Origin of the sequence: Citrifermentans bremense R1, from assembly GCF_000426865.1 — a bacterium.
Taxonomy (GTDB): domain Bacteria; phylum Desulfobacterota; class Desulfuromonadia; order Geobacterales; family Geobacteraceae; genus Geomonas; species Geomonas bremensis.
Genome location: NZ_AUGE01000027.1, coordinates 1 through 20,021, shown reverse-complemented (window position 1 = coordinate 20,021; position 20,021 = coordinate 1). Strand labels below are relative to the sequence as shown.

At 62.4% G+C, this 20,021-nt stretch carries 14 protein-coding genes; 8 read left to right on the top strand and 6 right to left on the bottom strand.

Annotation, left to right across the window (positions count from 1 at the left end):
• The first annotated feature begins 91 nt into the window (after positions 1-91).
• The 6 genes from recC (at position 92) to rmuC (ending at position 11,159) form a co-directional block, all read left to right on the top strand.
• Positions 92-3,307, top strand: coding sequence for an exodeoxyribonuclease V subunit gamma (gene recC / locus K419_RS0114980; protein ID WP_026842303.1), 3,216 nt, complete (start codon positions 92-94; stop codon positions 3,305-3,307).
• Entirely contained in the window at positions 3,304-6,696 is a 3,393-nt protein-coding gene (gene recB / locus K419_RS0114975; RefSeq protein ID WP_026842302.1) for an exodeoxyribonuclease V subunit beta, read from the top strand. The genes recC and recB overlap by 4 nt, the downstream gene beginning before the upstream one ends.
• Before the next feature lie 17 nt (positions 6,697-6,713).
• Entirely contained in the window at positions 6,714-8,513 is a 1,800-nt protein-coding gene (gene recD, locus K419_RS0114970; protein WP_026842301.1) for an exodeoxyribonuclease V subunit alpha, read from the top strand.
• 117 nt (positions 8,514-8,630) lie between these two features.
• Positions 8,631-8,987 (top strand): four helix bundle protein, encoded by a 357-nt coding sequence (locus K419_RS0114965; protein ID WP_026842300.1) that lies wholly within the window; start codon positions 8,631-8,633, stop codon positions 8,985-8,987.
• 43 nt (positions 8,988-9,030) lie between these two features.
• Positions 9,031-9,828 (top strand): alpha/beta fold hydrolase, encoded by a 798-nt coding sequence (locus K419_RS0114960; RefSeq protein ID WP_026842299.1) that lies wholly within the window; start codon positions 9,031-9,033, stop codon positions 9,826-9,828.
• Positions 9,829-9,839: 11 nt separating this feature from the next.
• The gene (rmuC, locus tag K419_RS0114955; protein WP_026842298.1) at positions 9,840-11,159 is read left to right on the top strand and encodes a DNA recombination protein RmuC; all 1,320 of its coding nucleotides are present in this window, start codon (positions 9,840-9,842) and stop codon (positions 11,157-11,159) included.
• A 147-nt stretch (positions 11,160-11,306) separates the two neighbouring features.
• On the opposite strand, the gene K419_RS0114950 is transcribed toward rmuC, so the two are convergent.
• From K419_RS0114950 to K419_RS0114925, 6 genes are all read right to left on the bottom strand, one after another.
• The gene (locus K419_RS0114950; protein WP_051293059.1) at positions 11,307-11,771 is read right to left on the bottom strand and encodes a CHRD domain-containing protein; all 465 of its coding nucleotides are present in this window, start codon (positions 11,769-11,771) and stop codon (positions 11,307-11,309) included.
• Between the two features lie 91 nt (positions 11,772-11,862).
• Positions 11,863-12,258, bottom strand: a complete 396-nt coding sequence (locus K419_RS0114945; protein WP_026842296.1) for an acetyl-CoA carboxylase biotin carboxyl carrier protein subunit — start codon at positions 12,256-12,258, stop codon at positions 11,863-11,865.
• 160 nt (positions 12,259-12,418) lie between these two features.
• Positions 12,419-12,616 carry a hypothetical protein gene (locus K419_RS0114940; protein ID WP_226377707.1) on the bottom strand — a complete coding sequence of 66 codons (198 nt, stop codon included), beginning with the start codon at positions 12,614-12,616 and terminating at the stop codon, positions 12,419-12,421.
• A gap of 10 nt (positions 12,617-12,626) precedes the next feature.
• The gene (locus K419_RS0114935; RefSeq protein WP_026842294.1) at positions 12,627-14,171 is read right to left on the bottom strand and encodes an acyl-CoA carboxylase subunit beta; all 1,545 of its coding nucleotides are present in this window, start codon (positions 14,169-14,171) and stop codon (positions 12,627-12,629) included.
• Between the two features lie 27 nt (positions 14,172-14,198).
• Positions 14,199-15,704 carry a methylmalonyl-CoA carboxytransferase subunit 5S gene (locus K419_RS0114930; RefSeq protein WP_026842293.1) on the bottom strand — a complete coding sequence of 502 codons (1,506 nt, stop codon included), beginning with the start codon at positions 15,702-15,704 and terminating at the stop codon, positions 14,199-14,201.
• 356 nt (positions 15,705-16,060) lie between these two features.
• The gene (locus K419_RS0114925) at positions 16,061-17,080 is read right to left on the bottom strand and encodes a GPMC system family 4 glycosyltransferase (RefSeq protein WP_026842292.1); all 1,020 of its coding nucleotides are present in this window, start codon (positions 17,078-17,080) and stop codon (positions 16,061-16,063) included.
• A gap of 156 nt (positions 17,081-17,236) precedes the next feature.
• On the opposite strand from K419_RS0114925, the gene K419_RS0114920 reads away from it, so the two are divergent.
• Positions 17,237-17,992, top strand: coding sequence for a GPMC system MBL fold metallohydrolase (locus K419_RS0114920; protein WP_026842291.1), 756 nt, complete (start codon positions 17,237-17,239; stop codon positions 17,990-17,992).
• 34 nt (positions 17,993-18,026) lie between these two features.
• Positions 18,027-19,871 carry a TIGR04442 family protein gene (locus K419_RS0114915; protein WP_026842290.1) on the top strand — a complete coding sequence of 615 codons (1,845 nt, stop codon included), beginning with the start codon at positions 18,027-18,029 and terminating at the stop codon, positions 19,869-19,871.
• Positions 19,872-20,021 lie beyond the last annotated feature (150 nt).

Below are 20,021 nucleotides of genomic sequence, written 5' to 3'. Positions count from 1 at the left end.
CCAAGTGACGATGTGCTATCTTTCCGTCTTCCTTTGCAGCCGCCCGGGGGCTGGAAAGGGGCGCTGAATCGCAGAGACGAGGGAGTGGGAAATGCCGCTGAAGATATATACCAGCAACCGCATGGAACGCCTGGTGGACGAGCTGGAAAGGGTGGCCCGCGCCCCCCGTCCCGCCCCCTGCACCACCTTCGACAAGGAACTGGTCGTGGTGCAGAACAAGGGGATGCAGCGTTGGCTCTCCATGGAGCTTGCCTCCCGCATCGGTGTCTGGGCCAACGGCGACTTCCTCTTTCCCAACAAGTTCGTGGAGGAGGTCTTCGCCCATGTGCTCCCGGAAAGCCCCACCGACGCTCCGCTTTTCGCCCCGGAGGTGATGACCTGGAGGATCCTGGGGCTGCTGCAGCAGTCCGCCGGAAGAGCCGGCTTCGAGGAGGTCGCCGGGTACCTTGCCGACGACGGCGACGGCCTCAAGCGGATGCAGCTGGCCCGGCGCATTTCCGACACCTTCGACCGGTACACAATCTACCGTCCCAAAGAACTGCTCCGCTGGGAGCAGGGGGAAGAGGAGCACTGGCAGGCGCAGCTCTGGCGGGCTCTTAACGACGGCGCCGGCCAGAAGCACCGCGCCCGGCTGCTGCACGACTTCCTCGCTTCCCGCAAAAACGACCGTTCCTGGCGGCGCCGCGTCTCGGTGATCGGCATTCCCTCGCTTCCCCCCTTCCACCTCGACGTCCTCGCCAAGGTGGCGGAGCACGCCGAGGTCAACCTGTTCCTCTTGAACCCCTGCCGCCAGTACTGGGGCGAGATCGTCTCCGAGCGGGAGCTGGCCCGGCTGGAGAAGCACGGCCAGGGGGAGGAGCAGTGGTACGAGACCGGGAACCCGCTCCTTGCCTCGTGGGGGAAGCTCGGCCGCGACTTCTTCAAGGCGATCATCGACGACTGCGGCGACCATGAAAGGGAGGACAGCTTCTACGAGCTTCCGCAGGGGGTGCTGCTGCACGAGGTCCAGGCGGACATCGTGGAACTGCGGGGAGCCGAGGCGGGGCCGCGCCAGGTGCAGGCGGGCGACCTCTCCCTCAAGGTCCATTCCTGCCACTCCCCGATGCGCGAGGTGGAGGTCCTCTACGACACGCTTCTCTCCCTCTTCGACGCCGAGCCCCTGCTGTCCCCCCGCGACGTGCTGGTGATGACGCCCGATATCGAAGCTTACGCCCCCTACATCTCCGCCGTCTTCGACAACCCGGAAGAAGATCGCAAACGCATCCCCTATTCCATCGCGGACAGAAGCCTGAAGAACGAGGGGGAAGCGGCCCGTGCCCTTGTCGCCATCCTCGGCCTTTGCGGCGGCCGCTACGGCGTGGCGACCGTGCTGGACATCCTGGAGTCCCCCCCGGTGGCGCGCCGGTTCGGGCTCTCCGGCGACGACCTGGAAAACGTGCGGGACTGGCTCAGGGGAGCCAACATCAGGTGGGGCATCGACGCCTCCCAGCGCGCGGAACACGGCGTCCCCCCCTTCAGCGAAAACTCCTGGTCCGCCGGGCTCGACCGGCTGCTTTTGGGCTACGCCATGAACGGCGACGGGCGCTCGTTTTATGACGGCATACTCCCCTACGACGACATGGAGGGTGGCGTGGCGCTCTCCTTCGGGCGCTTCCTCACCTTCTGCGAAAAGCTTTTCGCCCAGACCGGTGCGCTTTCCCGCCCGCGCGTGCCGTCCGAGTGGGTGCCGGCGCTGCGCCAGATCCTGGACGACTTCATCCTCCCGGACCAGGAAGGGGAGCGCGAGTTCCTCCTCCTGATAGAGATGGCGAAGAAGCTGGGGGAGTCTCCCGCTGCGGCCGGTTTCGAGGAAGAGATCGGCATCGAGGTGGTGCGCTACTGGGTCGAGCAGCAGTTGGGGGCCTCGAAAAGGGACCTCGGCTTTCTCACCGGCGACGTCACCTTCTGCGCCATGCTCCCGATGCGGAGCATCCCCTTTCCGGTGGTCGCCTTGTTGGGGATGAACGAGGGGGAATTCCCGCGCCGCAACCCGCCCCAGGGGTTCGACCTGATGACCAGGGAGCCCCGCTCCGGCGACTCGTCCCCGCGGGACGAGGACCGCTACCTCTTCCTGGAGGCCCTCCTCTCCGCCCGCAAGAGGCTGCATATAAGCTACGTGGGGCAGAGCATCAAGGACAACGCCGAACTCCCCCCGAGCGTGCTGGTGAGCGAACTTCTGGACTACCTGGAACGCGCTTTCATCACGCCTGAGGGTAAGCCCGCAGCAGAAGTAGCGCGCCACCCGCTGCAGCCTTTCAGTCCCAAATACTTCAACCGGGACTCCGCCCTTTTCAGCTACTCGGAGCAAAACTGCGAGGGGGCGAAAGCCAAGCTCTCCCCCCCCGCTCCACGGGAGCCGTTTCTGGATGCGCCCCTTCCCGCCTGGGAGGAAGAAGGGACCGTCACGCTCAAGGCGCTCATCGATTTCCTCTGCAACCCCGCCAAGGAACTGTTGCGGCGCCGGCTCGGCATCCGCATAGAACAGGGGGTGGAACCGCTAGAGGAATCGGAGCCCTTCGCGCTGGATACCCTCGCCAAGTACCAGCTGGAGCAGGAGATGGTCACGGCCCTCCTGCGCGGAGAGGAGCTCGACACCCCTTACGCCGTCGCCTGCGCGCGCGGCGACCTCCCTCCCGGAGTCTGCGGCTCGGCCCTTTTCCGCAAGCTCGGCGAACCCGCTCAGGAGTTCGCCGCCAAGGTGGTCGAGGCGTCGGACGGTGAGCCGCTCCCTCCCCTGGACATCGACCTGGTACTTCCCGGCGGGAGGATCATCGGGCGCATCGAAAACCTACGCACCGACCGGATGGTGCGCTACCGCTACACCAAGCTGAAGGCGAAAGATCAGCTGCGGCTCTGGGTCGAGCACCTGGCGCTCAACTGCGCGAAGGCCGAAGGGTATCCGCAGGAGAGCAGCTTCGTCGCCTCGGACAGCACCATCCACCTCCCCCCCGTCGAGGCATGCACGGAGCACCTGGACCGGCTCCTGGAGCTGTACCGACTGGGTATGACCTGCCCGCTCAAGTTCTTCCCGGAGAGCTCCCTGGAGTACGCCAAAAAGTCGCGCGACCCGAAGAAGGCGGCGAAGGCGCTCGCCGATGCCATGGGCAAGTGGCACGGCAGCGAATTTTACGAGGGCGAGGGAAAGGACGAGCACTGCCGCCGCTGCTTCGGCGACGACGCGCCGCTGGACGAGGAGTTCGCGGCCCTGGCGCTCCAGGTCTGGGAGCCGCTCCTGGATCACCAGGGGGCCAAGGGTAAAGGCAAATGAAACGATTCGACCTCATCCATACCCCGCTTGCCGGGCGCAATCTGATCGAGGCGAGCGCCGGCACTGGCAAGACCTTCACCATCGCCGGGGTCTACCTGCGCCTGGTGCTGGAACAGAAATTCGACGTCTCGCGCATCCTGGTGGTCACCTTCACCGAGGCAGCGACGAAGGAGCTCAAGGAGCGGATCAGGAACAAACTGAAGGAAGCGGAAAACGGCTTCCTGACCGGCACCACGAACGACTTCCTGATCGAGGGGCTGCTCAAGTCGACGCCGGACCACTCCGAGGCGCGGCGGCTTCTGTCGAGCGCCATACGGAGCTTCGACGAGGCCGCCATCTTCACCATCCACGGTTTCTGCCAGAGGATGCTGCAGGACAACCCCTTCGAAAGCGGCTCCCTGTGCGACACCGAGCTTGTCACCGACCAGGGGAAGATCCTGATGGAGATCGCCCAGGACTACTGGCGCATAAACTGCTACGGCCAGCCTGAGGAGAGGATCGCCGCGGCCGGCGCCGCCAAGGTTTCCCCGGAGTCCCTGCTGAAGCTGGTGCAAAGGGTCTGCGGAGACCCGAACGCCGCAGTGATCCCGGACCCGCCCGCCGACGCCAACGAGCTGGATGATTGGCTCCAGGGGCTCAAGCGCGGCTTCTTCGACTACCTGCGCGCCGAGCTCCCGAAACGGAAGCGGCTGAAGAACCTGCGTTCCTTCGACGATCTCCTCCTCGACCTGCACGCGGCGCTGCTGCGCCCCGCATCGACGCTGCCGCGGCTGATCCGCGAGCGCTACCAGGCGGCCCTCATCGACGAATTCCAGGACACGGATCCCCTGCAGTTCGCCATCTTCGACGCCATCTACCCGGTGGGACACGAGGCCCCCTTCTTCCTGATCGGCGACCCGAAGCAGGCCATCTACAGCTTCCGCGGCGCCGACATCTTCGCCTACATGGGGGCGGCCCAGGCGACCAAAGAGCGCCACACCCTGCTGCAGAACTTCCGCTCCGAAGCGGGGCTTATCGACGCCGTCAACGCCCTCTTCGCGTCGCGCGAGCTCCCCTTCCTCTACCCGCAGATAGGCTTCAACAAGGTGGAAGCGGCTCCGAAGGAAAAGAGCAGGCTCGTGGAAGCGGGACAGAGGACGGCGCCGCTGAAGCTCTGGCTCGCCCCGCGCAAGGACCTCGGCAAGCCGATCAACAAGGGGGACGCCTGGGAGCAGCTTCCGGAAACGGTGGCAGCGGAAATCTCCCGGCTTCTGCGCGACGGCGCGGCGGGGAAGCTGACGATTGAAGAGCTCCGCAAGGACGCGGAGGATGGGTCCGAGAAGTGGGTGCAGCGCGCGGTCGAGCCTAGGGATATCGCCGTCCTTGTGCGCGCGAACCGGCAGGCGAAGCTGATGCAGCGGGCGCTCACCCGCAGGGGGATACCGAGCGTCCTTTGTAGCGCGGGTAACCTCTTCGAGTCCGACGAGGCGGCGGAACTGCTCCGACTCCTCTCGGCGGTGGCGCAACCGGGGCACGAGTCGCTTCTGCGCGGGGCGCTGGCCACCGACCTGGTCGGGGTGAGCGGGACGGAACTGGCCCGGCTCATGGACGACGAGAAGGGTTGGGAGGAGATCCTGGAGGAATTCCGGGGCTACCATGACACCTGGAACAGCGGCAGCTGCATGTCCATGGCGCTGCAGTTCATGGAAAAACGCGAGGTGAGGAAACGGCTGCTCGCTGAACCGATGGGGGAGCGGCGCCTCACCAACCTCCTGCACGCCATCGAGACCATTCATCAGGCGCAGGTCAACGAACGGCTGGGGATGGAAGCGGTCATCTCCTGGCTCGCCTGCCGCATCACTGAAGAGCCCAAGAAGGATGAGTACGAGATCCGGCTGGAGACCGACGAAGCCGCGGTGCAACTGGTCACCATCCACAAGAGCAAGGGGCTCGAGTACCCCATCGTGTTCCTCCCTTTCTGCTGGGCCGAGTACGCCGGCAAGGACGAGGGGGCGCTCTTCCACGACGAGGACGGCCGGGTGGTGCTGGACATAGGCTCCGAGCAGATGGGAGAGCACAAGGCGCAGGCCGCGCGGGAGGCCCTGGCCGAAAGCCTGCGGCTTCTCTACGTAGCCCTCACCCGCGGCAAGCACCGGACCTACCTCACCTGGGGCGCCTTCAAGGATGCCGGCGACAGCGCGCTGCACTACCTGCTGCACCCAGGCGAGACGCCGGTCAAGGGGCAGGTGAGCTTAAGCGATGCCGACATCCGCAAAAGACTCGACACGCTGGCGGCCTCCTCCGCCGGGAGAATCGAGGTCCTGGATCTCCCTGCGGCTGACCTGGCGCCGTACCGGGCGCACGACAAGAAGGCGCCCGACTTGGCTCCGCTTCCCTTTACCGGTGCCATCTCCCGGGACTGGCGTGTGGCGAGTTTCACCTCGCTCTCAAGCCACAAGCACCACACAGCCGAGCTTCCCGACCGCGACGAGGGTGGGGCGGTCGAGGAGCGCCCCGTGCAGGATGTCGAGCCGACCGGGATTTTCGCCTTTCCCAAGGGGGCCAAGGCCGGCATCTTCCTGCACAAGATCTTCGAGGACCTCGATTTCACAAGGATGGGCGAGCAGCTTTCGCCCCTGGTGAAGGAGCAGTTGGACAAGCACGGCTTCGCCCCCGACTGGAGCCAGGCCGTGCGCGACATGGTGCAAAACGTGTTGCAGGCACCGCTGGGGGATGGGGCAATCGCGCTGGCGCAGGTTGGGCTGGAGCGGCGTCTCACCGAAATGGAATTCTTCTTCCCGCTTTCGCACGTTACCTCCGACCGCCTGAAGGAAGCCGCCGCCCGCTTCACGGCCGGACACGGCGCAGCGGGAGCCCCGCAGTTCCCGGTCGATCTGGCCGATCTTTTCAGCCGCCTGTCCTTCGCGCCGGTGCAGGGGATGCTGCTCGGCTTCATCGACCTTGTCTTCGAGCACGGTGGGCGCTACTACATCGTGGACTGGAAGTCCAATCACCTGGGTAACACCCCCGGCGACTACGGACAGGCGACGCTGAAAAAAGAGATGGAAGAAAACTTCTATCCGCTGCAGTACCTCCTCTACACGGTGGCGCTCGACAACTACCTGAGGCTCAGGGTCCCCGGGTACGATTACGACCGGCACTTCGGCGGCGTCTTCTACCTTTTCCTGCGCGGCGTCGACGGCACGGGGAACGGGGTCTACGCCGACCGGCCGCCCAGGGAACTCATCGCCCATCTGGCAGAGGTGCTGCTCCCGGAGAGCGCGAGACCTTCCCGGATTGATGAACCAATCCCCTCACCCCTGCCCTCTCCCGCCGGGCGAGGGGGAGTTGGGAAGAAGCCGAGAAAGACGGAGATAGAAGGGCAGCTCAGCCTGGATCTCTTCGATTAAAGTCATCAGGAAACCAAATGGCCGCTGAAACATTCCAGTTCAACGACATAGACCGGCAGTTCGCCTCATTCATCTGCCGGCAGGCGGCAAGCCGTGACGCACACCTTGAGGCTGCGGCGGCGCTCTTGAGCCGCGGGGTGACGGCGGGGGACGTCTGCCTCGACCTGGAGAGCGCTCTGGAAGACGCGCGCGCTACGGGGTACCGCATCGAATCGATAGCCGCCTGGCGCAAAAAGCTCGCCACCCACCAGGTAGTCGGCGAGCCCGGCGAGTTCAAGCCGCTCATCCTGGACCACGCCGACCGCCTCTACCTGCAGCGCTACTGGCGCTATGAGTATGAGCTCGCCGAGGCGATCATGAAGCGCGGCGAGACGGTGCAGTTCGACCGGGAGCTGCTGCAAAAGGGGCTCGCGCGACTTTTCCCTCCCACGCCGGGAGAAACGGACTGGCAGCGGGTCGCGGCGCTCGCCGCCGTCACCAGGCGCTTTTGCGTCATCTCCGGAGGGCCCGGAACCGGCAAGACCTCGACCGTGGTTAAGGTGCTCTCGCTCCTCCTGGAGCAGGCGGAGGAGGCTGGAACCGGCGCCGGCCTCAGGATCGCGCTGGCTGCCCCCACCGGCAAGGCGGCCGCGAGGCTTAAGGAATCGATCAGCGACGGAGCCCGCTTTGCGGAAGAGGGGGTACGCGGACTAATCCCGGAAGACGTCTTCACCCTGCACCGCCTGCTCGGTTACCTGAAGGGGTCCAGCGGCTTCCGCCACAACGCCGACAACCCGCTCCCCTACGGCGTAGTCATCGTGGACGAGGCCTCCATGGTCTCGCTTCCCCTCATGGCCAAGCTGGTCTGCGCCCTGCGGCAGGACACCCGCCTCATCCTTTTGGGCGACCGGGACCAGCTCGCCTCGGTGGAAGCCGGCGCTGTCCTGGGCGACATCTGCGACACCGGCGGCGTGCACGGCTTCTCCCCCGCTTTCGCCGCCCTGGCAGCCGACGTCGCCGGCGACGCAGTTACCTCCAGCTCCGGCATGTCCCCGCTCGGCGACGCCGTCGTGCAGTTGCAGAAGAGCTACCGTTTCTCCTCCGCCGGAGGCATCGGCAAGGTAGGCTCGCTGGTCAACGCGGGGGACGCTCCCGGCGCTTTGTCGGCCTGCCTCGACTCCGCCGTAGCCGGCGTCACGCTGGCGCCGCTCCCCACCGCAGCCGCCCTGGCCGACGCACTCGCCAAAAGGATTACCGAAGGCTACGGCGCCTATCTGCGGGAGGAGAGCCCGGAAGCAGCCTTCGCTGAGTTCAGCCGGTTCCGTATCCTTTGCGCCATGCGCAGCGGCCCGTTCGGAGTCGAGGCGATCAACCTGCTGGTGCGTCAGCGGCTGGCCCAGGCGGGAATGATCCACCCCCGCGGCCGCTGGTACGCCGGCGAGCCGGTCATGATCACCAGGAACGACTACAACCTGGGGCTCTTCAACGGCGATGTGGGGCTGATATTGCCCGACGCCGAAACGGGAGGAGAGCTGCGCGCCTTCTTCCCCTCCGGCACCGGCGGCATGAGGAAAGTCTTGCCGCTCAGGCTTCCGGAATACGAGTGCGCCTTCGCCATGACCGTGCACAAGAGTCAGGGTTCCGAGTTCGACCGCGTGCTGCTGGTTCTGCCCGACCGCGACGCGCCGGTCCTGACACGGGAGCTTTTGTACACCGCCATAACCCGGGCGAAAACGTCGGTCGACATCCTGGCGAACCAGGAACTCTTCCTGGCCACGGTGCAGCGCAGAGTTGTCAGACGGTCGGGACTGAGAGACAAAACGTGGAAACCCAATTGACAATTGACAATTGACGATTGACAACGAAAAACGTGGAGAGGCAATTAAGGCTAAAACCCAATTGATAATTGACAATTGATAATTGACAATTGATAATTGACGATTACAACCTTTCGGATGGAAACCAATGCGGTCAAAGATAAGTCTTTCGCATTCGCATTGAGAATTATCAAGTTGTACCAGTATCTCTGCGAGCGAAAGGAGTTCGTGATCAGCAAGCAGTTGCTGAGGTCCGGCACCGCTGTCGGTGCACTGGTGCGCGAAGCCGAACAGGCGGAAAGTAGAGCCGACTTTGTCCACAAATTGGCAATAGCCCTGAAAGAAGCCAACGAAACAGAGTACTGGCTAGAACTCCTCCACCAGTCCAATTATCTTGAAGAAAAGTATTATCAATCTATATCTGCGGACTCAAAATGCCTACTAAGATTGCTAACATCCATAATTAAAACAACGAAGATGCACAACAAAAAATAAACCATTGTCAATTGTCAATCGTCAATTGGTTCAAAGGGTTTTTATGCTACTCCAAATCAACAACACAAAGATCGCCTACGACGACCAGGGAAACGGCCCGGCCGTCTTGCTCATCCACGGCTTCCCGCTGAACCGCCAGATGTGGCAGCCGCAATTAAAACCGTTGGCTGACGCCGGCTATCGCGCCATCGCGCCGGACCTGCGCGGCTTCGGCGCCAGCGACGCTCCCGCCACCGGCTACAGCATGGACCGCTTCGCCGACGACCTGGTGGCGCTGCTCGATGCGCTGCAGATCGACAAGGCGGTGGTGGGCGGGATGTCCATGGGGGGATACATCCTCATGAACCTCCTGGAGCGCCACCCCGACCGGGTCCGCGCCGCAGCCTTCATCGCCACCAGGAGCAACGCCGACGACGAAGCTGCACGCCAGCGCAGAAGTGAAATGGCCGCCCAAGCCGAAAGACTGGGGGCAAACCCGATTACAAAGATCTTCGCCGAACTTCTTTTCGCCGCCGACACCACCGTGTCACGCCCGGAACTTATCGCTCAGGTCACCTCCTGGATGCGCGCCACCACGCCCAATGGACTCGCCGGGGGACTCCTCGCCATGAAGGACAGGAAGGAATACACCCAACTTCTCGCCTCCTTCGGCAAGCCCTCGCTCGTCATCGCCGGAACCGAGGATCGGGCCGCGCCGCTTGAAGTCGCCCGGGTGCTCATCGACGCTCTCCCCGGCTGCCGGAGCAAAATCATCGAGAAGGCGGGGCACATGGTGAACATGGAACAGCCGGAACTCTTCAACAAGACGCTGGTCGAGTTCCTCGATTCGCTTCCTGATTAGCGGGATTACACATGACGCCTGACCTCTTTCAATTGATCATCCTGCTGCTTAGCGCCGCCACCTTCTTGGTCGCGTTCCTTTGCTACCTGCATCTCAAACGTGCGCACGTTGCCGAAGCGCGCTTCGACCAACTGGAAAAGGGGCTGGAGCGGCTGGAGCGCACCCTGCAGGCGGAACTGGGGCGAAACCGCGAGGAGCTGGGGGGGAACCTCAGGCAGTTCGGGGAAGCGGTGCAAAAGCGGATGGTGGATATCGCCTCGCTGCAAAAGGGACAGCTTGAAGGGTTCACTCAGCAGCTTGGCAGCCTCACCGCCAGCAACGAGCAGCGCCTGGACAAGCTGCGCGAAACGGTGGAGCTGCGCCTCAAGTGGCTGCAGGACGACAACTCGAAGAAGCTGGAGCAGATGCGCGCCACGGTCGACGAAAAGCTGCACGAGACCCTGGAAAAGCGGCTGGGGGAGTCGTTCAAGCAGGTAAGCGGCCAACTGGAGCAGGTCCACAAGGGGCTCGGGGAGATGCAGTCGCTCGCCTCCGGGGTCGGCGACCTGAAGAAGGTCCTCTCCAACATCAAGACCCGCGGGACGCTCGGCGAGGTGCAGCTGCACAACCTGCTTGAACAGATACTCACCCCCGACCAGTACGGCGCCAACGTGGCCACGAAGCCCGGGAGCGACGCGCGGGTCGAGTTCGCCATACGCCTTCCCGGCAAGGACGACAAGCCGCTCTGGCTCCCGGTCGACGCCAAGTTCCCGCAGGAGGACTACCTGCGGCTGGTCGAGGCCCAGGAGCAGGGGAACCAGGCCGCGGTACAGGAGGCGACCAGGCAGTTCGACAAGACCGTCGCCGCCATGGCGAAGCTCATCTGCGAGAAGTACTTAGCCCCTCCCGACACCACCGATTTCGCCGTCATGTTCCTGGCCAACGAGGCGAGCTACGCCCAGGTGTTAAGCCGCCCCGGGCTCTTCGACGCCATCTTGCGCGAGCACAAGGTCATCGTCGCAGGCCCCACCACCATCGCCGCCCTCCTTTCGTCGCTCAGCCTCGGCTTCAAGACGCTCACCATCGAGAAAAGGAGCAGCGACGTCTGGCGGTTATTGGGCGCGATAAAGACCGAGTTCATGACCTTCGGGACCCTGCTGGAAAAAACCAGGAAGAAGCTGGACGAGGCCTCCTCCAGCATCGACACCGCCGCGACCCGCACCCGCCGCATCCAGCGGAAGATGCAAGGGATCGAGCAGTTGCCGGAGCATGAAGCGAAGGGATTGCTGGGCGGGGAGTTTGGCGCCGCGACGGAGCCGGAGAGCGAAGTTATTTTGCTCGATGAAGCGTAAGGCAGGATCGCTTCCTTCATCTTCCTCCATCTTCCCCCCTCCCAACCTCCCCCCTCCGGGGGGAGAGGCTAGAGGCAAAACAAAACCGCCGGCGATCGATCCATGGAACCGATGCCGGCGGTTATATGTAAGCAATCAAAAGACTGCTTATTTGATCTGTCCGCGGATCTCGCCGTCCGGGTACTTGTCGGTGTGGACGTTAACGTAGGTATCGCCAGACCTCATGAGTTTAACGAGCTCGTCGAATTTCCCTTTGTAGTCGCCCATAAGGTCGTTGCCGCTAACCTTGCCCTCGGAAAGAACGCCGCTGAATTTCCCTTTTTTGCCGCCGCTGAAAAGTCCTACGATCGGAGGACCGTTTTCACCCTTTTTGCCGACGTGAATGTGGGCGGCGCTTGCATCTACGACATTCTTAACGTGGAGCTTATAGGTCAGTTCCTTGCCGTCTTTGCTGAGTTTGAACTCAGCCTTGCCGGAGGACTTCGCGTCAGGCTTGCCGACTTCCTCCTTCGGGCTCAATTTTGCTTTAAAGCTGTGCTCAGCGGCATAGCCAGTAGATACGGCAAAGAATGCGGCCAGCACTACCAACAGTAACAGCCTTACCCTTTTCATCTCCTGCCTCCTTTACTGCCTTCGTAGTACCACTGCCCCGATTATACCCTTTACATTCAAAAAGCACTATATTTTTGAAGGGTAAGGTTCATTAGGCAAATTCGGCAATTGCCTGTCCAGGCTGCACCGCTTCGCCCACGGAAACCAGAATCTTTTCCACCTTCCCGGACATGTGCGCCGTGATGTTGGTCTCCATCTTCATGGCCTCGAGAACGACCAGCAGGTCGTTCACCTCCAGATGTTGACCCACCTGTGCCACGATCTTGAAAACCACCCCCGCGATGGGACTGCGGCAGATCTTTTCCGAACCGGAGGCCGGGGTCGGCGCGGCCAGCGGCGGGGTCGCGGTTGGATGCGCCAAATACACCGGGTACGCCTGCATGGTCGCGGTGGGAGGGAAGGCCCCTTCCGTACGCACCTCTTCCCCTTCCTCGACTTCTACGTCCACCCGGTACTTCTTTCCGTCAATGGTCATGGTCAGTTGCACGGTAATCTCCTATTTAAGTAATGCTGTGGCCGCGTGTGGTTCCGGCGCCCCTCCCTCTAGTTGCCCCCTGTAGCCATTGCCCCCTCTCCGTCCATGCTCCCTCTCCCTCTGGGAGAGGGCCGGGGTGAGGGAAGGGGTTATCTCCAGGTGACGGAGGCGTTTATCTCCTCAAGTTGTGCGACGCCTGCAGCACCACGCGGCTCGACTGTCCCCAGGCGTTGATCAGATTCGGGTCGACGAACCTGGCCCGCCTTATCCTCACGGTCTTGCCCAGATACGCTGCTATCGCGGCGGACATCACCATCAGCAGTTCGGGGGTGATGTCCGGGTCGTGTTCCTGCTCCATCTCTTCGTCCACGGCTTCCCCCTTACAGCGGAATGAGGCCATGCTTCTTCATGGGCCTGAATTCGCGCTTGGTGCTCAGGATGTCCAGCGTCATGGCGAGGTGGCGCCTCGTATCGGCGGGCTCGATGATGTCGTCCACATCGCGGCGTGCCGCGGCCGAATAGGGAGTGGCGAAGGTTCCCTGGTAAGAAGCGATCAGCTCGTCGCGCTTTTTCTTGGGATCTTCCGCCTGGGCGATCTCGTTTCGGAAGATGACATTGACCGCTCCCTGCGGCCCCATGACCGCGATCTCGGCGCTGGGCCAGGCGAAAACCCGATCGGTCTCCAACTCCTTGCCGCACATGGCGAGGAAGGCGCCGCCGTACGCCTTGCGCATGATGACGGTGATCTTCGGGACGGTAGCCGCGGAGTAGGCGAAGAGCATCTTGGCGCCGTGGCGGATGATCCCCCCCTTCTCCTGCTGTACCCCGGGGAGAAAACCTGGAACGTCCACCAGGGTCACCAGCGGGATGTTGAAGGCGTTGCAAAACCGGACGAACCTGGCCCCTTTGTCCGAGGCGTTGATGTCCAAAGCCCCCGCCAGGACCGATGGCTGGTTGGCGACGATGCCGACGCTCCGCCCGAGAATCCTGCCGAACCCAACCACGATGTTGCCAGCGAACAGAGGCTGCACCTCCAGGAAGTCGCCGCCGTCGATCAGGCGCGCGATCACGTTCCTCACGTCGTAGGCCTTCTTCTGCTCCGACGGCACGATGCTGTTCAGCGTCTTGTCCGGGACGATGACGTCGTCGCTTTCCAACTGCGGCGGGTCCTCGATGTTGTTGGAGGGGAGGTAGGAAAGGAGCTTCTTGCAGATGCGAAGCGCCACCAGGTCGTTCTCCGCCACGAAATGCGCCACGCCGCTGTGGTTCATCTGCGACAGCGGCCCTCCCAGCTCCTCGGCGCTGATCTCTTCGCCGGTCGCCTCCTTGATCACGGAAGGGCCGGTGATGAACATACGCGCCTTGGCGGTCTGGATGATGAAATCGGTGAGCGCCGGGCTGTAGGCCGCCCCCCCGGCACAGGGGCCGCAGATGAGCGAGATCTGCGGCACTACCCCGCTAAGCATGACGTTGTGGTAGAAGACCTTGCCGTAGCCGGCCAGCGAGTCGATCCCTTCCTGGATCCTGGCGCCGCCGGAATCGTTCATGAAGACGAAGGGAGTTCCGGTCTTCAGCGACCCCAGCATCGCCTGCACGATCTTGTCGCTGTGCACCTCGCCCGCCGATCCCCCGGCGACGGTGAAATCCTGGCTCGCCAGGTGCACCATCCTCCCGCCCACGCTCCCGGCGCCGGTGACCACCCCTTCAGCCGGCAGTTCCTTCCCGGCCATGCCGAAATTGGTGCAACGGTGCCTGGCGAAGATGCCGATTTCCTGGAAGCTGTCCTTGTCCACCAGCGTCTCTATCCGCTCCCGGGCGGTCAGGCTTCCCTGGGCGTGCTGCTGGTCGATCTTCGAGCGCCCGCCGCCCAGCTTCAGCTTGCTCTTCTTGTCGTTCAGCCCTTTTATCTTCTCTTCTATGGACATGAGCTCGCTCCTTGGTCGGTGCGGCGCCTATTCCTGGCCGTAGGGTGCAACCGTCACCTTGTGCGGCTGTCCGCTCAAGGTGACCGTGTATGTGACGGGGCCGGTGATCTTCCCCGGATGCCCTTCGGGAATGCTGGTTTCCGAAGCTCCGGTGACCGGATCGCGCCCGAGATTTCGAGGTCCTTCACTCCTGGTGGCGAAGAACTTCGGCGCCACCTGCGGAAAGAGGGCGTAAGTGAGCACGTCCTCGTCGCTGCCGTCGCAACCCTCCAAGGGGAGCGCCGCCGCCCGCAGCTTGCCCCATTCCGGCTCCAATAGATCTGCGGGGCGGCACTCTATCGGCTCCTTATTCGCGTGGCGGCGCGCCTGCTCCACCACCTCCGGGTTCCGCTCTCCCGGCGTGAGGCCGTAGTAGCCGAGCATCAGGTCGGCGAACTCCCCGGTCAGCACCTTGTAGCGCCCCATCAATACGTTCAGCACCGCCTGGGTCCCGACGATCTGGCTGGTCGGGGTCACCAGCGGGACGTATCCCGTGTCCTTTCTCACCAGCGGTATCTCTTCCAGCACGTCGCGCATCCGGTCCCCGGCCCCCTGCTGCTTCAACTGGCTCTCCATGTTGGAAAGCATCCCGCCTGGAATCTGGCTCCTGAAGATCTCCGTCTCCGCGCCGGTGATGGTGGAGAGGAATTCTGAGTACCTGGGGAGCACCTTGGCGAAGTGCTCCTTCACCTTGTTCACCCGGGCCAGGTCGATGCGCGTGGTGTAGCCCGTACTTTCCAGCATCTCCGCAAAACTCTCCGTCGGGTTGTGTCCCGGCCCGAGGCTCATGGAACTCACCGCCGTGTCCACGCCGTCAACGCCCGCCTCCACCGCTTTCATGTAGCTCACCATGGTCACGCCGCTGGTGGCGTGCGCATGCAGCTGTATCCGGATCCGGTCGCCGCAGGCCTCCTTGATCCCTCTCACCAGGTCGTATGTCGCGTGCGGCTTGATCAGCGCCGCCATGTCCTTGATGCATATGGAGTCGCACCCCATGTCGACCAGGCGCTTCGCCTGCTCCACGAATTTCGCCGTGGTGTGAATGGGACTGATGGTATAGGAGATGGCGACCTGCGCGTGCTTTCCGCACTGCTTCACCGCCTGGACCGACCGCTCCAGGTTCCTCAGATCGTTCAGTGCATCGAAGATCCGGAACACGTCGATGCCGTTCTCGGCGCTCTTCTGGACGAACCGGTCCACCACCTCGTCCTGGTAATGCCGGTATCCCAAAAGGTTCTGCCCCCGCAAAAGCATCTGCAGCGGGGTTTTCGGCATCAGCTCCTTGAAGGTCCTGAGCCTCACCCACGGATCTTCGTTGAGAAAGCGGATGCAGGCGTCATAGGTGGCCCCGCCCCAGCACTCGATGGACCAGTAGCCCGCCTGGTCCAGGTCCTCGCACACCGGAACCATGTCGTCTATCCCGAGCCTCGTAGCGATAAGGCTCTGGTGCGCGTCGCGCAGAGCCAGTTCGGTTATGTCGATAATGCGGTCCATGTCTCCCTCCTTAGTCACGAAGGGATATTCTACGGACTGCAAGCTCATTGACAAGAGCTAATACTCTTTTTTTTAAAAATGGATTGGCACCATCTTTCGCCCCGATGACTGTTCCACTTTGCTCTTTGACAAAGGTTCCGGGGGAACTGAAGCAGATTCGTCCACGAAGCGCTGCAAGAGAGTTCGCGTTCCCCCTTTTGAGAAGGGGGACAGGGGGGATTTGTCTCTGGTGCACCAGCAGGAAATCCCCTTAGTCTCGTTGCTTCAAAGGGGAGTTTCGCTATGACGGTGCTAAGAGACGGCGGGAGTTGGTTGGCTGACAGAACTCGAACAAGGAGTCGAGAAGTGAGAGAGGATCAGTTTTTTTGCAGTATGTCGCGGTAGAGAGTGAGGTAGGAGGCAGCTTCTTTGTCGGGCGAGTAAAGGGCGCGAACCAGCGCTCTGCCATTGTAGCCGAGCTTCTCCCGCAACCTGGCGTTTGCCGCAAGCTGCCCGGCTTTGGCCACGAGATCCCCGGCGTCGCGATACAAAAGACCGGTGACGTTCTCTTTGACCACGGAGCGGTTACCTTCTATGTCCGCAACGAGAAGCGGCTTGGCATAAGCCATCGCCTCCAGGACGGTGTTGGCCATCCCCCCCTCGCTTAGCGAGCTGTTCAGCACCGCGTCGACCCGGCGGTACAACTCGCCCATGCGGTCGTGTCCCACCACGCCAAGATACCTGGCGAAGGGATAGCGTTCGAAGGCCTCCATCACCTGCGCGGCGTAATCCTTGTCGAGCACGGGGCCGGCGAGGAGCAGGCGCACCTGGGGATGATCGGCATAAAGCTCAGCCAAAGGCTCCAGCGGGAAGAGAACGTTTTTCACCGGGCGCAGCCCCGCGGGGAGCAAGAAGGTGAAAGCCTGTTCCTCTGCTGGTGGAAGCGGGCTGCAGTCGTCGGGGAGATCGACCCCCTGGGGAATGATGGCGGTCCGCTCCTGCAGGGTCGGCATGTGCTCAGCCAGCCGGTGGCGGATGCAGCCATGGAAGGCGACCAGCCGGGACGCCCCCCTCAGGGCGGCATGCAGCTCCATATTGCGCTGGTCGCAGAGCGCCTTGTAGATGTCGGTGCCGGTGAAGGTCACCAGGTACGGAACCCCCAGCGCCTTGGCTAGTGCGCAGGCCACCCTGCCGCCGTGGTAGGCGTGAAAGGCGTGCAGGATGTCGGGGGCGTATTCCTTAACCGCCGCCTGCAGTTGTTCCCCCGCCACGCGGTCCGTCGCGAAGACCTTGACTTCGCACCCGAGCGATCTCAGGTGCCGTTCGATGCGCCTCACTGTCACGGCGTTGCCGGTTTCCTCGGCGAAGTAGTTTGGGGATATTATGCCGACGCGCATGAGAACCTCTGCTTGAATTTTCGCTCAAAAACGACCGCCAGGGGAGGCCGGCCAGCGTGTGATAATAGCCGCAAAACCCGCGCAAGGCAAGGGATAAACCCCTTGCTTCACTGGCTCATTCCATGTTACCTTACCCAGCATTCCGAGGGGCGACACATGAAGATTACCATCCTCGGCTCTGGCACCTCGACGGGTGTTCCCATGGTCGGCTGCCACTGCCAGGTCTGCGGTTCCACTGACCCGCGCGACAAAAGAACACGTGCCTCGATCCTGGTCGAGTCCTGCGGACAGCGCATCCTGGTAGACACCTCGACCGATCTCAGGGCGCAGGCGCTGCGTGAGGGGATTCCGCATGTCGATGCGGTTCTCTTCACCCATACCCACGCCGACCATATTCACGGCATCGACGACCTCCGCGGTTTCTATTTCATCCACCGCCGGATCATCCCCTGCTACGGCAGCCCGGGAACGATGCAGTCGGCAACCGACAAGTTCGCCTATATCTTCGACGGGCTCACCTCCGAAGGATATTCGCCGTTACTTGAGCCCTTCCCCGTCGAAGACCCTTTCAAGCTGTTCGGATGCCGGGTGGTGCCGGTGCCGATCAAGCACGGTTCCTTCGATGCCACCGGTTACCGGTTCGACAACGCTGCCTACCTGACCGACTGCAGCGAGATCCCCGAGGGGTCCCTGGCCCTCTTAGAGGGGCTCGAACTTCTCATTATCGACGCCCTGCGTTTTTCCCCGCACCCGAATCATTTCAACATCGAGGGGGCGCTGCAGATGGCGCAAAAACTGCGGCCGCGCCGTACGCTCTTCACGCACTTAACCCACGAGGTGCGCCACAGCGACGGCAGCCGTCTCCCCGCAGGGGTCGAATTCGCCTACGACGGCATGACAGTCGAACTTTGAAGAGATAGAAGTTATCCAGAAACGGACGGAACCGATGTTTAAAGACATTCGACTGCACGGCTATGCAAACGACCAGATCGAGTTTTACGCCATCACGGCAGGAACCGAGGCGTACAGCCGTTACTTCTTCAACACCGACCCCTCCGACCCCGACGAGATCCGTTTCTTCTCCCCCGGCAACGAGTTCGTCATCGGCCGCAAAGGGATCACCCACCGCGGCAACGGCGGCTCCTTCTGCGAATACATGTTCGGTGTGGACCAGCCTATCGCCGACCTCGCCAAGGAAGAGGTCTCCAACCGGCTCATCGTCTACGGCACCCATTACGACAACCGGACCGGCACCCTCAAATTCAGCGACCGCACCGAAGGCTATCACAGCTACGACAAGATCTTCTTCGACGGCAACGCCATCTTCAACTATTTCTTCGCCCTGACCGGCTCCACCTTCACCGGCGCCATGCACGAGCAGCAGGAGCGCATCGTCAAGGTGCTGGGGAAGGCGCTCAAGCGCTCCGACGCCGTCGGAGAAGAGCAGGACAACCTCATCATCGACGAGATCCTGAACATCGTCGACGACCCGGGCGCCCATCTTTTCCTCTTCAAGCTCATCAACGTAAGGCACCGGGAATACGGCGACCACTTCAAGACGCTTTACTTCAACAACAAGAAGATCACCGATTCGGACTTCCAGGCGCTGGCAGGTTTGGCCGAGCGCTACGGCATCGACCGTTACCAGCAGGAACGGATCCGGATCGACGTCATGTACAAGCACCCCGACAACCGCCGCATCGTCGACGAGTACCGGAACATCCTCATCGCCTGCAACCGCAAAGGGGAGATCAACAAGCTCGAAAACGCGAGGCTCACCCGCCTGAAGACCCTCTCGGTACGCAACAAGATCCCCGGCGCGCTCTTCTACACCCTCGACGAGATGCTGAAGAAGGACAAAAAGCTGGTCGACCTGGAAGAGAGCAACTACATCTCCGAGACCAGGCAGATCCTGGAAGGGATGTTCCTATCCGAGCGGCACATCGAGAGCACCATCGAGCCCGAGGACATGCTGAAGCTCCTCTTCGCCAAGAAGCAGGCGGCGGAAAACCGCGACCACGCCTTCGAGGAGATGCTTCTGGACGCGAGCAAAGCCTGCGACGAGAAGATCCGCGACGGCGCCGACATCTCGATCCTCGAAGGGTACTCCTACATCATCACCTACTTCGACCGCTACGACGCCACCTCGTCCGCCATCAACCAGCTGGCCTTCATGGAGAACGTGAAGATATCAGAAGATATGATCCGGAGCCTTCTGGGGAACAAGAGCGCCTTCGACATGCTGGCCCCGGATCTTTTCACCAAGCTCTTCCTCTCCGGCATCTTCGAGGACAAGTACCTGGGGATCTACGGCCGCAAGAAGGTCACCAACCTGGCTGCGGGTCTTAAGCTGATCGAGGAGAACCGCCTGACCACGACCGGGCTCCTGGAGAAGTTGGTGCGCATAGACAGCGACGAGCGCCTTTACCTCACCCTCCTGGACCACGTAAAAGACCGCATCCGCAATTTCTATTCGAAATACGCCACCAAGGGCGACCAGGACGCCCTGAAGAAAGAACTCGCCGAAGAGTTGGTCCACAAGAAGATCCTCTCAGGCGAGATCCCCGACCGGCTGTTCCAGGAGGCGATCCTCACCATCAAGAAAGAGGCGGTCTACATCCACAACCTGCTTCCCCAGATCATCAACGAGAAAAACTGCCTGCTGCGCGAGGATTTCCTGGAGAACTCAGGCCTCGACCGCTTCTACGTCGAGGAGCTGGAGCGCGAATTCTTCGAACTTAACGGGCTGAACCTCGAAGACCTCTACCAGATCCGCAAAGGGTTCAACTAGTTCAGCGCCCCTTCTTCCTTGGGCCACCTCCCTCCCCCCCCGCCCCTCTCCCACAGGGCGAGGGGCGGGGGGGGAGTCGAGCGGAGCCGGCACAGAACCACCTCCCCAGTGTTCCCAGTGTTCCCAGTGTTCCCAGTGTTCCCAGTGTTC

Bases quoted from the DNA above. Each gene is read 5' to 3' on its own strand.
- recC (WP_026842303.1), top strand. From the start codon at position 92: ATGCCGCTGAAGATATATACCAGCAACCGCATGGAACGCCTGGTGGAC.
- recB (WP_026842302.1), top strand. From the start codon at position 3,304: ATGAAACGATTCGACCTCATCCATACCCCGCTTGCCGGGCGCAATCTG.
- recD (WP_026842301.1), top strand. From the start codon at position 6,714: ATGGCCGCTGAAACATTCCAGTTCAACGACATAGACCGGCAGTTCGCC.
- K419_RS0114965 (WP_026842300.1), top strand. From the start codon at position 8,631: ATGGAAACCAATGCGGTCAAAGATAAGTCTTTCGCATTCGCATTGAGA.
- K419_RS0114960 (WP_026842299.1), top strand. From the start codon at position 9,031: ATGCTACTCCAAATCAACAACACAAAGATCGCCTACGACGACCAGGGA.
- rmuC (WP_026842298.1), top strand. From the start codon at position 9,840: ATGACGCCTGACCTCTTTCAATTGATCATCCTGCTGCTTAGCGCCGCC.
- K419_RS0114950 (WP_051293059.1), bottom strand. From the start codon at position 11,771: ATGAAAAGGGTAAGGCTGTTACTGTTGGTAGTGCTGGCCGCATTCTTT.
- K419_RS0114935 (WP_026842294.1), bottom strand. From the start codon at position 14,171: ATGTCCATAGAAGAGAAGATAAAAGGGCTGAACGACAAGAAGAGCAAG.
- K419_RS0114930 (WP_026842293.1), bottom strand. From the start codon at position 15,704: ATGGACCGCATTATCGACATAACCGAACTGGCTCTGCGCGACGCGCAC.
- K419_RS0114925 (WP_026842292.1), bottom strand. From the start codon at position 17,080: ATGCGCGTCGGCATAATATCCCCAAACTACTTCGCCGAGGAAACCGGC.
- K419_RS0114920 (WP_026842291.1), top strand. From the start codon at position 17,237: ATGAAGATTACCATCCTCGGCTCTGGCACCTCGACGGGTGTTCCCATG.
- K419_RS0114915 (WP_026842290.1), top strand. From the start codon at position 18,027: ATGTTTAAAGACATTCGACTGCACGGCTATGCAAACGACCAGATCGAG.